The sequence below is a fragment of the Dictyobacter sp. Z7_2 genome (assembly GCF_057551105.1).
In genome coordinates, this window is the sequence record NZ_BAAJPE010000002.1 from 5045946 (window position 1) to 5058960 (window position 13015).

The 13015-nt window shown below is 52.1% G+C and carries 11 protein-coding genes; 4 read left to right on the plus strand and 7 right to left on the minus strand.

Annotation, left to right across the window (positions count from 1 at the left end; all coding sequences use genetic code 11):
* Positions 1-25: 25 nt before the first annotated feature.
* From AC27N8_RS34510 to AC27N8_RS34530, 5 genes are all read right to left on the minus strand, one after another.
* Entirely contained in the window at positions 26-964 is a 939-nt protein-coding gene (locus AC27N8_RS34510) for a carbohydrate ABC transporter permease (RefSeq protein ID WP_487074128.1), read from the minus strand.
* The gene (locus AC27N8_RS34515) at positions 961-1965 is read right to left on the minus strand and encodes a carbohydrate ABC transporter permease (RefSeq protein WP_487074130.1); all 1005 of its coding nucleotides are present in this window, start codon (positions 1963-1965) and stop codon (positions 961-963) included. Before AC27N8_RS34515 ends, AC27N8_RS34510 begins: the two co-directional genes overlap by 4 nt.
* A 33-nt stretch (positions 1966-1998) precedes the next feature.
* Positions 1999-3390, minus strand: coding sequence for an ABC transporter substrate-binding protein (locus tag AC27N8_RS34520; RefSeq protein WP_487074132.1), 1392 nt, complete (start codon positions 3388-3390; stop codon positions 1999-2001).
* 155 nt (positions 3391-3545) lie between these two features.
* Positions 3546-4889 (minus strand): WD40 domain-containing protein, encoded by a 1344-nt coding sequence (locus tag AC27N8_RS34525; protein WP_487074134.1) that lies wholly within the window; start codon positions 4887-4889, stop codon positions 3546-3548.
* Entirely contained in the window at positions 4886-5518 is a 633-nt protein-coding gene (locus AC27N8_RS34530) for an RNA polymerase sigma factor (RefSeq protein WP_487074136.1), read from the minus strand. Before AC27N8_RS34530 ends, AC27N8_RS34525 begins: the two co-directional genes overlap by 4 nt.
* A gap of 367 nt (positions 5519-5885) precedes the next feature.
* Between AC27N8_RS34530 and AC27N8_RS34535 the strand changes: the two genes are divergently transcribed.
* The gene (locus tag AC27N8_RS34535; RefSeq protein WP_487074138.1) at positions 5886-6458 is read left to right on the plus strand and encodes a hypothetical protein; all 573 of its coding nucleotides are present in this window, start codon (positions 5886-5888) and stop codon (positions 6456-6458) included.
* 137 nt (positions 6459-6595) lie between these two features.
* A complete protein-coding gene (locus AC27N8_RS34540) occupies positions 6596-7426 on the plus strand; it encodes an MBL fold metallo-hydrolase (protein WP_487074140.1) in 831 nt (276 codons plus the stop codon).
* Between the two features lie 104 nt (positions 7427-7530).
* Here the strand turns inward: AC27N8_RS34540 and AC27N8_RS34545 are convergent, their stop codons facing one another.
* Positions 7531-8838, minus strand: coding sequence for an MFS transporter (locus AC27N8_RS34545; protein ID WP_487074142.1), 1308 nt, complete (start codon positions 8836-8838; stop codon positions 7531-7533).
* 401 nt (positions 8839-9239) lie between these two features.
* Between AC27N8_RS34545 and fxsT the strand changes: the two genes are divergently transcribed.
* Entirely contained in the window at positions 9240-11993 is a 2754-nt protein-coding gene (fxsT, locus tag AC27N8_RS34550) for an FxSxx-COOH system tetratricopeptide repeat protein (protein ID WP_487074144.1), read from the plus strand.
* 47 nt (positions 11994-12040) lie between these two features.
* On the opposite strand, the gene AC27N8_RS34555 is transcribed toward fxsT, so the two are convergent.
* Positions 12041-12430: a PPOX class F420-dependent oxidoreductase gene (locus AC27N8_RS34555; protein ID WP_487074146.1), complete on the minus strand. Its 390-nt coding sequence runs from the start codon at positions 12428-12430 to the stop codon at positions 12041-12043.
* 136 nt (positions 12431-12566) lie between these two features.
* Here AC27N8_RS34555 and AC27N8_RS34560 point away from each other — a divergent pair, with 136 nt between their 5' ends.
* Entirely contained in the window at positions 12567-12938 is a 372-nt protein-coding gene (locus AC27N8_RS34560; RefSeq protein WP_487074148.1) for a MerR family transcriptional regulator, read from the plus strand.
* The last annotated feature ends 77 nt before the right edge of the window (positions 12939-13015 follow it).

Sequence of the window (13015 nt, forward strand, 5' to 3'; positions counted from 1 at the left end):
GAGCCACTGGCAGAGCAGAGTTTGCTTATCCTTTGACCGATCCGGCCAGGATACCTCGGACGAAGTAGCGCTGGAGCGCGAAGAAGACGATCAATGGGAGCAGCATCGAGATAAAGGACGCTGCGGTGAGCACTGGATAGTTTGATCCATAGGTGCCGACGAGATTGGCAACGGTCAGGGTCATGGGTGCGCGTTGCGGATTGCCTCCCAGGAAGATGAGGGAGGTGAGCAGGTCGTTCCAGACCCACATGAATTGGAAGATTCCCAGCGATGCCAGCGCGGGCACCGAGAGGGGGATGATGATTTTCCAGAAGATGCCCCAATGGGAGGCTCCGTCGATGTGAGCGGACTCCATCAGGTCTCCGGGCAGGGCGGCGAATGAGTTGCGCAGCATGAAGACGGCGAATGGCAGTCCGAAGGCAGTGTGAGCTAACCAGACGGCGGCATATTCGCCGGTCAGGCCGATGTTGGTGAAGATCTGGAGGATCGGCACCAGCGCGATCTGCGTGGGGATGACGAGCAGGGCGACGATGCTCAAGAAAAAGAGATCGCGTCCCGGGAAGCGCATCCAGGCAAAGGCGTAGGCGGCGAAGGCTCCGATGATCATCGGCAGGATCGTGCCGGGGATCGAGATGATCAGGCTATTAACGAAAGCCAATCCAAGTCCCTGGGCGTTGATGACGTCGATGTAGTTGGCGAGCGTGAATGACCAGGGTGGGACGAGTCCTGTCCACCAGCCGGTGCTGGTGATCAGGTTGGCGGGACGAAACGAACTGATAAAGAGTCCAAAGGTAGGCACCGACCAGAGGAGTCCCAGGATGATCACGATGGCGCTCAGCAGGCCACTTCCGAGTCCACGACGCAGCAGACGGTTACGCACATCGCGGTTGCTCTCGCGGGCTGCGGGCTTGATGGTGGCCGCTTTGATCAATTCTCCGGATGTGCCGGTTTCCGATACACTCATCTTGCGGCCTCCTCTGAACGCAGGCGACGGATATTAATATACATCACAGGCGTAATTACGATCAACAAAAGTATCGCCAGTGCACTGGCCAGTCCATAATTGTTGAAGTTGAACAATTGGTTATAAAATTCGACTGCGATCACGTCGGTGTTGTAGTTGCCGCCGGTCATGACATAGATCACATCGAAGATCTTCAGGATGTTGATGATCATTGTCGTGGCAACTACGCCGAGCGTCGGCTGGATCATCGGAATCGTAATGCGCCAGAACATCATCCAGCGACTGGCACCATCGATTGATGCGGCCTCAATTACATCCTCGGGGATACCTTTGAGGGCGGCCGAGATAATCACCATGCTGAAGCCGGTCCACATCCAGACGTAGACCGCGATCAGGGCGAAGTTGTTGATGGCCGTGTTGATGAGCCAGACTTGCGGACCGGTATTAAACACGGATAGGATCGCGTTCAGTAGTCCTATCTGCGTCTGGTTGGCCGGCTCGTAGATATAGACGAAGCGCCAGATCACGCCTGCTCCGACAAAAGAGATTGCCATGGGCACAAAGAGTGCGGATTTGACGATGTTTTCGACTTTGACCTTGTCGACCAGGACGGCGACCAGTAAGCCCAATCCGACGGTCAGGACGGTGGCCAGGACCAGCCAGAGCAGGTTGTTCTTGATCACTTGTAGCATGACTGGATTGGTGAAGATCGTGATGTAATTTTTGAAGCCAACATATGAGGTGGCTCCGGTGTTCTGATCAGTGGCCTGGAAGCTGATCTGGATCGTGTTGATCAAGGGATAGATAAAGAAAACCAACTCTAAAATAAGCGCTGGCGCGACCCAGATCCATGCCCACCAGGTGTTGACGTGCTTTTCTCGATGGCGCGGCTTGTGCCCGGGGACCGCGCTGACGGTGTTTGATGTGGCGACGGTTGACATATATTCCTGTACCCTCCGCGAAAACGAGAGACTGACGCGACGCCGTGACAGTCTCTCCATGGCTAAGATGCTCTCTCCTCGTGAGTGAGTCGTTTAGGAGGTATACGCCTGCTGCGCTGTGCTTTCAATCGTGCTCAGAACGCTATCCAGCTTGGTCGGATCGCCGATGTAGGCAAGCGTTCCGGCCCAGAAGGCATTTTCAACCTGCTGTGGCATCATATCATCGGCTCCCAGACTAAAGTTAGTGGCGCTGATCATCTGTTCCGCCGAGGCGCGTGCGATTGGATCGGGATAGCTGTTGATATCGACGGCTTTGTTGATTGACGTTGAGCCACCACGCTTGACCCAGATCTCCTGAGCTTCCGCTGTCGAGAGGAATTGCAAGAACTGACGTGTGCCATCGTTGTCCTTCATGCCCACTACGATATCCGCGCCGCCAGTGACAGAGTTCTTGTACTGCGCGTTGATGGTTGGGAAGGGGAAGAAATTAAAGTCGGTGCCCGCCTTGAGATTTTTGAATTGCCCTGTGATAAAGCCCTCAGTGAAGTCACCCAGATAGAACAGGTACGCTTTCGGCGTAGGATAGAAGGGACCATAGGCTGCATCCTGGAAGTTGGTGGCTAACACCGATTGTGGTGCTCCGTTGATGTAGTGGTTGCCGTTGACAATCTGGCCGAACATCTGGAAGGCGCTCTTGATGCTGCTATGCGTCCAGGGAATTTTGTGGTTAACCCACTGGCTATAGAGATCAGGTCCGCTCTGGTTGATATAGATCTGTGCGATCCAGTCGGCAGCCGGCCAGCCGCTGGAGGCAGCGCTCTCCACACCCATGGACCACGGATATTTGCCGGTACCTGCGATCTTATCCGAGAGCGAAATCAATTCATTCCAGGTGGTCGGGATCGTTAGATTTGCGGCCTTGAAGGCGCTCGGATTGTACCAGATGGTCCCTTTGTTGTTGGCTTTCGGGAGGACTGCATACAGGCCGCCATTGTAGGATGCGAGATCAACCCAGGTCTTGTTGTAGTTTTTGTTGATCGCAGACATGTCGAAGAAGGAGTCCAGGCGGACCAGCTTCTTCTGCTGGGCCAATTGATGGAAGGTGGAGATGCTAGGCATGCCGCAGATGTCAGGTGGATTGTTGCCCTTGACACGGGTATTCAAAATGGCTGGTAGGTCACGTGTGGACTCGACATTCACCTTGATCTTGGTTTTAGTGGTAAAGGCTGCGTTAATGGCGTTGAACGAGGCCAGCTCTTCACCGCTCCACTCGGTAAGCACATCGATAGATGATACCTTGGTGTTGGCTCCGCCGGTGGTAGAACTGCCGCCGCCGCAGGCCGCCAGGAGCGTGGAGGCCGCGCTCAAGCTCAGTCCAGCCGCTGTGGCTCGCTTGATAAAAGCGCGGCGTGGCATACAGGTCGTGGAAAACTCTTCGACGAGTTGATCTAGATCCATGCGACTTCGACGATCAAAAATAGCCATGTTAAGCTCTCTCCTTGTATCTTGAAAACAGTAGAATAATCCCGTGGGATAAGAATAAATGAAGCGGTAGATATCCGCTGGCCTGAGCCGCCGCCTTGCTTGATTGCTAGCGCAGCGGCTCGGGCCAAGGGATATCCCAGATCGTGCATGTATGGTTACGTGCCAGCTTTCCAGATCTGTACCGTGCGATCCCAACTGCCGGAGGCGATCTCTTTGCCATCGGGCGACCAACTGAGCGCATCGACAATATCATCGTGTCCATTGTAGGTCAGGATGGTTGTGCCCGTTTTGGCATCCCAGACCTGAACCGTCTGGTCCCAGCCGCCCGACGCGATATAATTGCCGTTGGGCGACCAGGCCAGCGTATCAACTTCCTGATGATGATTTTTATAGGTGAGCAGTAGTCGCTCGCTTGCGACATCCCAGACCTGAATAATGGTGTCATTGCCGCCGACCGCAATCTTCTGGCTGTCGGGAGACCAGGCCAGCGTATCGACTGGATCACTTATGGTGTAGTTGTAGGTATGGAGCGTTTCTCCTGTGCGCGGGTCCCAGATCAGTACCTTGTTGTCGCTGCCCCCCGAAGCGATCTCTCTACCATCGGGAGACCAGGCGACGGTGTTGACAAACTCCTGTTGTTCGTCATAAATCAGGACGACCTGACCGGTGAAGGCCTTCCAGATCTGTGTCGTGCGATCCCAACTGCCGGAGGCGATCTCCTGCCCGTTGGGCGACCAGGCTAAGGAACTGACTTCATGCAGATGACCGGTGTACTGTGTAATCTCCTTGCCCGTGAAGGCATTCCAGACCTGGACCGTGTGATCCCAGCTACCGGAGGCGATATACTCTCCATTCGGCGACCATGCTAGCGTATCAACCAGCTCGCTATGACCCTCATAGGTCGTGATGAGTGCTCCCGTTTTAGCATCCCAGACCTGGACCGACTTGTCCCAACTGCCCGATGCAATATATTTACCGTTGGGCGACCAGGCGACCGCGTTGATGAAGCCACTCTGCTTTCGATAGGTGAGCAGGGATGTGCCAGAGGAGCGTGCGGCTCCCGTGATGGTAGCGTAAATGCCGCCAACGGCTGCAAAGCAGATCAGAAGGCAGGCAACGGCGAGCAACGGTGCCAGGATAGCATGTTTCCTACGCTCTCCCCGCAATTTAGATGATATGGCCGGAAGTGATCGCTGCCGTCTGCGTGTGGAGCGCTCGGTGGAGCGCGTTGCCGGCCAGAGCAACGTGTCATCTATGTCATCCACGTCAGCATCATCCAGATCCAGTGAGAGACGCGGAAGCGCTTTCACCGTTGGGTCTGGGAGGGTACGAAGGATGGCATCCAGCAGAAAGTAGTCCCTTTGAGCCTGTCGGCAAGCCGAACATTCTGCCACATGGGCATCCAGGGCATCACGCTCATCCTGAGTGAGATCTTCGCGTTTCAAGGCCAGCTTCTCAGCCCAGGCGCTACAGGGAGGCTGTCGATTGCTCAAGTTCATCGGCCTCGCCTCCGCTTCGTCGGAACTGTATCGTTCCCCACGAGCAACTGATGGTGGATTTGACGGAGTTCTTCTTTTCCTCGACTGACGTATTTACTCACAGAAGCTTCCTTTATGTTTAGACGTTCCGCAATCTGCCGCTGCGGCATGTCCTCAATCACGTACAGGATCAGACAGGCACGATAAATAGGGGAAACTCTGGCGAGAGCTATCTGGACGAGCTCGGCCTCTTCGAAGTTGGACTCGGGTCCCGCTACGTGAAGAGCATCCTCGTCGGAGCCAGCATCATCGAGGGCCACCAGATGGGTATGCTTCTGACGTTTCTGATAGTCACGCGCACAATTTAAGGCAATGCGATAGAGCCAGCGCTCAAATAGTGCGGGATCGCGTAGTTGCAGGAGGGCCGACCAGGCTTTCAAAAAAGTCTCCTGTGTCAGCTCGCAGCCAATGCCATCGTTGCCCACCATGCGACTCAGATAGATCGTGATCTGATTGCTAAAGCGAGCATAGAGCAACTCAAAGGCAGACTGATTGCCATCCTGTGCCCGCATCACCAGCGTATCAACAGCCAGCGACGCGTTTATCTCATCTTTACCAGATAACGAACTCTTCTTCGTCCAATATGCCATCTCTCGCTCCTCGCAACAGACCTCAGCGTCTATCACCATCTTTCATTCTGTGCTGGCATTCCCCTGTCAGACAATTCTTTCTTCTTTATATCCCGATCCACCCATCCTCAAATAAGCATCTATTAGTAATGACAGCCAGAAACACAAGAAGATGACAGAAATAGCACCAGTTTTTTGGGGGATTGAAAATTTCCTTTGTCGCACTGTTTATAGTACGCTTAAGCCAGACAAATCGTGGACGCCAGATCTGGCTTTATCGTAGGCCCACTTTGCACTCATCATGAAAGGGAATTTGATCATGTGTAGTGGTGATACGTACATATAAGAGAATGATGAATTTTAGCTGCTGGATATAAGGATGTATGTTATGCATGAGGATGGTAATTTAACTCCTGAAGAACCGCGCCCGGTACGCACTGCGCCAGGTTGCTATTATATAAATATCCTCTTCCAGGTAATGATCGCCTGCGGATTTGGTATAGGTATCGTTTTGATACTAAACGTGCTAAATCGTGCCGGTGGGTTTGCTTTGCTGAGTGGAGCCTTTGGCGCATTATTGTATCTGGCATTGACTTTGCCACGGGCATTATTTGGTCGCAGACCACTACGATTGCATGGATGGCGCCGGGGACCATTTGAGATGCGTCCAGGGATGAGCCAGATCAGGATAACGAATGAGGTGCATGAAGATCGTGAGGATGATGTCAACGCTCGGCGTAAATTGATCAAAAATATGTATACATCTATGATTGTGTACGGGGGGATCGCGGTGGCTGCTTTTATCGGCATCATGCTTCTGCCGGCCAATCAAGCTCTGTCGGCGTTTTTAAGTGCTGTTCTAGGGATTATTGTCTGTGTTGCCCTGCTGGCGGTAGGTGTTTTTCTCTGCATTTTATTGGTGGTGCGAAGTCGACATACTCACGTGATAGATCATTCTTGACGTAGGGCCAGCCAGGCACGCAAACGTGATTGTGGGGGCTTTGGTCGAAAAGGGATTTTTGTTATACAATCCTAGTGTGAGGTGGATGAGGTAAGTGATCTGCCCCACGCGTCCCTCAATGGAAGGAAGGAACAAAAATGTCCGAATTCACAGTCAAAGAGGTGCTTCCTGGCATCAATGTCGCGCTAGGAGGCGTCTGCAACCGAGGTATTATTGAGGATCAGGGCAGCGTCCTGGTCGTAGACTCAGGGATCAGCGCTGGCGAAGCGACACCTTTACGCGCAGCTGCTTTGGAATATAAGACAGATGCGGGCACATTGAGCCTTTTCAACACGCATCCGCACGGCGATCACGTCTTTGGCAATCAAGTCTTTGCCTCCGACACGATCATAGGACAGCAGGCGCTCAAGGATAACATGATTACAAGCGGCGAGCAGACGGTAGCCGCTTTCAAGCAGCGTCCGGGAATGGCCGAGATGCTTGGCGATGTGACGATTACGCCACCATCGGTCACCTTTGAGGAGAATTATACGCTCCAGGTCGGAGAGATTGAGGTGCAATTTCATCACTTTGGGATTGCGCATAGTCCAAGTGATAGCGTGGCCTGGCTGCCACAGACACGTGTCCTATTTGCAGGCGACCTGCTATTTAACAATCTGGTCCCCGCGCTGCCTCCGGGCGGGAACGCGGCCAACTGGATTCAGGCTCTGGAGAAGCTGGAACAATTTCATGCCCAGCATGTGATCCCAGGACATGGTCCGGTGCAGTCGCCAGATGCTCTGGCTAGCCTGCGCGTCTGGCTGACCGAGCTGCATAGTCGCGTCAGTGCGGCTATCGACGCAGGTTGGGAGCAGGAGCAGAGTGTAGAGAAAATCTCCGCAGAAATGAAGAATCTGTCTCCGCGCGCCTCGCAAGAGCGGCTACCAGGAATTATCCAACAGGTTTACGAGCAGATTCTGAGTAAGTAAGTAGTACCAAATTATACTTTTTTGCCATGTAAGGTGCAATTGTGTAGCACGGCGTCGCAAAAACCTGTGCTACATTTATAGCATAAGATAATGAGTGTTGGATTTCAATGCTCTCGTACTGCTTTGACGGCCTTATAGAGCGTCAGTCGGGCAAACACTCCGGCTCCGATGGTGATAAGGCCGATGGCTACAAAGATGGTGTCAAGACTGCCGAAGCCTATCCCTGCAATTGTGGCATGAAAGTTGGATAACACTGTCGATGCAAGGATGCTGGCGAGCAGGCCACCAGCCAGGGAGGCGATGGTAATCATGGGCATCTCGCAAGCCATGACACGTCCAATCAAGGCGCGAGGCGTCACAAGCATTGTTAGCGGGCGTACAGAGATAAAGATACTTGTACTAAAAACGCCGAGCAGTAGCCCGCATAGCATACCTGGTACCATCGATGTTATCCGCGATAGCACTAATGTGGTGATGCCGCTCCCGATCAGAAAAAGCCAGAGAACCTCAATTTCGCTCAGACGTCTCGCCAGAGCAAGCGTAAAAGGTAAGCCGATGAGCACTCCTATCCCATAACATCCAACATAGAGGCCAACCAGCTCGGCTGGGATGTGCAGGTTCTCGATGGCGTATAAGTATTCAAATGAGTTGTAGGCCATGCCACCAAACATAAAGAGCATGCCGCAGATGAGTAATGTGACCAGGACGCGATTGTTAACAAAAAAATGAAGGCCATCCGTAAATTCGTGCCAGAAGTTATCGGTATCCTTGACCGCATGCGTTTCCTGTCGTGGCACACGTAGCAGTAGAATGATCAGCCATGAGATGAGAAATGAGAGGGCGTTTAGGATAAAGGCCCATGTTGGACCAAGTGCGATGAAAAGCGGGGCTGCTATGGAAGGTCCCAGGATCTGGGCCACGTAGTTGGCTTGTTGGAGTGAACTATAAGCCAGAGGATATTCCTCTGGTGTGACAATCTCAGCCACTACGGCGACACGAGTTGGCTGGAAAAACTGCGATCCCATGGCGATAAGCAGGAGTGTGATAAAACAACTCACCAGGAGCACTCTATGATCCTGTATGATCAGGGTAATGAGTAAGAATAACGCCACCAGAAATAGACGTGCCATATCGGTCCACAGCATTGTCCGACGCTTATCCCAACGATCGACAAAGACCCCTGCAAACGGCCCGATCAGTAGAGCTGGCAGTGCTAAGGAGATCACGACTCCCCCGGTGGCAAGCGGGAGCCAGCTTTCACCTCTTGCGAGCGTATTAATTATCCACAGAGCGATCGTGGCCGAAAAAAAATAGTCACCGATCAAGGAAAGCGACTGCCCTATCCAGAGCAACAAGTAATTGCGATTGGCAAGGAGCGATGCCTTTTTCTGTTTTATCGCAATGTCAGCCACAGATATATCATCCCCTTTTATCATTCTAATAGATATTTCTTAAAGAGAGTCCCGGGACAAAGCAGAGCACCTTTTCTGTCTTATCCCGGGATTTTTTTGCTCGTTTGTAAGAGACAAGGTGACCGCGCCAGTCCCTTTTGGGGAAATGTTAATTCCAAATGAAATCAAAAGATGGAATCTTTATAGCGATCTCCCTGACAGTGGCTGTTAGCCCCACTGTATGTCAAAAGTTGGAAGCATGTTCATAACGTTCTCCTCGACAATAGTTATTAACCCCAGGTGAAATCAAAAGCTGGATGAGTGTTCATTTGACCTCCTTTATATAAGTAGTACCTTTATGATACAATAGTGGCTGCACAATAATGTTGTGCATTGACAAGAATTTTGAGAGACGAATAGATATGGATGTTTCTCCTTCCACCTTTAGTGAGCTCCTCAGACACTTTCGCAAACGCCAAAAAATAACGCAGCAGGAATTAGCAGATACCATAGGAGTGCATCGCAATACTGTGAGTATCTGGGAGAGGGGAGACTCTCTCCCAGAGAGCAAAACTATCATTCTCGAGTTGGCTCAAAAACTGCATCTAGAGGATCTGGAAGCGCGTCAGTTCCTAGAGGCCAGTTTTACCTCACCGACACCTGAATGGGTTGTCCCTTTCTGGCGTAATCCAGCCTTCACTGGTCGTGCATCGGTTCTCCAGGTGTTGCATGCTCGCCTTATGACAAAACAGCCTGTGGCAATTACTCAGGTGACGGCCATCTCCGGCCTGGGAGGGATTGGCAAAACGCAGGTGGCACTGGAGTATGCCTATCGCTATGCTCTGGAGTATCGAGCGGTTTTCTGGCTGGCTGCGGAAAGTTCCGAGAGTATGATGACGAGTTTGCAACACATCGCGAATCATTTGCATCTGCCTGAACGGCTGGCGGTCGAACAGTCACAGATGGTGGCTGCTGTTCAGCAGTGGCTCTCGACGCATGCAGATTGGTTGTTGATCGCGGATAATGTGGAAGATCTAGCCGTGCTCCAGATAATATTACCTTCTAAGCGGCAAGGTATGCTGCTTTTTACCACGCGCCGCCAGGCGTTGGGGACTCTGGCAGAGCCTCTGGAACTTGCACCTATGAGCAGTGAAGAGGGTGTTGCTTTGCTGCTCCGTCGCTCCAGGCATCTTACGGGTCTTGACTTGTCGCCTGAACTATTGCTTGATCCAGCTCAGCTCAAGGAAGCTGAAGCACTTGTAAATGCTTTAGAGGGCTTGCCTCTGGCACTTGATCAGGCTGGCGCGTATATCGAGGAAACGGGATGTGGTATCGCTGAATATCTCCAGCGCTATCATCACCATAGAAAGCAGATACTGGCCTATCGAGGTATCCATGGAGGAGCCCATCCAGACTCAGTGACCACGACGCTCCTGCTGGCCGTGGAAAAAATCAGGCAAGAGCATCCAGCCGCCGCAGAACTGTTACTGCTGTGTACCTTCTTGCAGCCGGAGGCGATCCCTGAGAAGATGCTGACCACAGGAGCATCCCATCTGGGACCGACTCTGGGGCCAGTGCTAGCCGATCCTTATCTGTTTGATATGGCTCTGGCCACCTTGCGGAGTGCTTCTCTGGTGACCCGCCATCCGGAGACACGCACTCTTTCCATCCATCGACTGGTGCAGGCGGTGCTCCAGGATCAGATGGAGCCTGCACAGACACTTCTATGGAGCAAACGGGTCGTGCGAATGGTTAGTAGCGCACTTTCTGAAGCGGATCAAGCTCAGAATGAGCAGTATGTGGCGCATGCTCTGGCTTGTGTGCCGCTGATTACACAGGGAGAGGGCGATTTCCCAGAAGCTGGCGAGCTGCTTTTTAAGACTGGTAGCTATCTGATCACGCGTGGCCGCTATCAAGAGGCAGAGCCATTGCTGGAACAAGCCTTAATGCTGGAAGAACAACTGCCGGGCTCTGAACGCACAACGCTGATCTTGAGACTGGAGAAGCAAGCAGAGGTGCTCTGGAGGCAGGGACAGTATGAGGTTGCGATCTCGTTCTTGCAGAGGATGCTGGCTCTGGCGGAGCAACACCTGGGCTCAGGGCATCCCCTGACCGCCGAGGCTCTCAATGATCTGGCGGTTCTCTATCGAGACCAGGGAAAATATAAGCAGGCGGAGTCTCTGTTTGCGCGGGCTTTGCACGTGCATGAACAGCAATTGGGATTGGAGCATGTGACGACAATGCTGATGCTTAATAATCTGGCAATTCTCTATCGAACCCAGGGAAAATATGAGCAGGCGGAGTCTTTATTCAGGCGGGTCCTGGATGTGAGACAGCGCCAACTGGGACCAGAGCATCCCGAGACGGCTTTTGCCCTCAATGATCTGGCAATTCAACATCGGCTGCAAGGAAAGTATGAGTCAGCCAGGCAATTATATCTGCGGGCATTACAGATTCAGGAGCAGCAGTTGGGACCAGAGCATCCCGAGACCGCGAACACACTTAGCAATCTGGCCAATGTCTACCGCGATCAGGAGCAGTATGAACAGGCCGAGCTCTTGTATCAACAAGCCTTGCATATTAGAGAACAACGTCTAGGATCAGAACATCCAGATATCGCCTTCACCCTTACCAATCTGGCGGGCCTATATCGAGATCAGGGAAAGTATGAGCAGGCGGAATCCCTCTATCGGCGAGCTTTGCATATTAGGGAACAACGTCTAGGATCAGAACATCCAGACATTGCCACTACCCTCAACGATCTGGCGACTCTGTACTGGAAGCAGGGACAGTCTGAACGAGCTGAACCCTTGTACACTCATGCCCTGACAATCTGTATGCAGCAGTTAGGGCCGAAGCATCCTCAAACGTTAAAAATCCGCGCGAACGCCAGCCAATGGCTTCAGCCACCAGGAAGTATCTCAGAAAAGGTGTTAGATCCCCTCCAGGATTTTATTCAAGCACACTGTGAATTGCATCCCCGTGCCTGGTGCCGAGCCAGCGAACTCTGGCAGGCGTACGAGCGTTGGGTTGAAGAGCAGCAAGAACGCTTTCCTCTCTCCAGGCGAGCCCTGACCGCTGAGTTAAAAGGAAGAGGCTTTCAATCTACTCGCACGAATACCGCCAGGATCTGGCGTGGGATTAGTCTCGTGCGCAATGCCAGTGACAATAAGTGACACAACATGACATATGCGTGTGCCTCAATGATTTGCGCCAAGCTACATTAAAGCATCTGACCGACGATGTGATGAACTTTGACGTAGAGGATCATACGTGAGACTCCCTGATAGCTAAAGGGAACTCCATAATGTTCTGCCAGCGCCACCTGGAAAGCTCCATTGGGATCTTCCTCAATTCGTTCAACCACGCCGCGAAACTCTGCATAGATCAAAGGCATCTCAATATCCGTGATGGAGAGAGCGACACGTGGATCACGTTTGATGTTGCGGTATTTCTGGCCATTGGGGGTGTGCGTGAGCTTGATGTATTTGCCATCCCACAAAAACCACATAGGCGATGACTGCGGCTCACCATTGGAGCCAAGAGTAGCAAGATGTGCCGTGGTCTTTGATTGAAGGATCTTCTGAACCTTTGGATTATTCAAATCTGCCATAAAAAACCTCTCTATTAGGATGTATTGTCTGATTTATAAGGGTCATGTTTCTCTTGACCATCTGATGTTCAATGTTTAGAGTATAAACTGTAAAGTTGCTTGAAGGTCAATCCTTTGTTGAGGAGGCTTTGTTTGAATGAAAATTCATGAACTAACACAAAAGACCGGCTTGACGGCTCCCACTATTCGTTTTTATGAGCAAGAGGGGCTGCTTGATTCGCGTTATGTGCGACGCCGAGAAAATAACTATCGCGACTATAGTGAGGAGGCAATCGAGTATCTTTTGATCATTAAAGAGGCCCGGGCAGCGGGTTTCGCGCTGGCAGAGCTCAAAGCGCTTGACGAACATTGTCATGCGCGTGATTTGGATAGCCTGGAGGTAACGGTTGCGCTCCGACAAAAGATGGCTGAGGTTTCCGAGAAAATCGCAGCATTGGAGGGTGCTCAAACCTATCTTGCCAGCAAATTAATGGAAATCCATCAAAGAGAAAGAGATGTGCGCAAATAGCGGTCCCTGCGTCAATTCGTGTGTTTGATGGATTGTCTTTAATCCAGAGGTATTGCGCAGTTTTCATCTGCCACAGG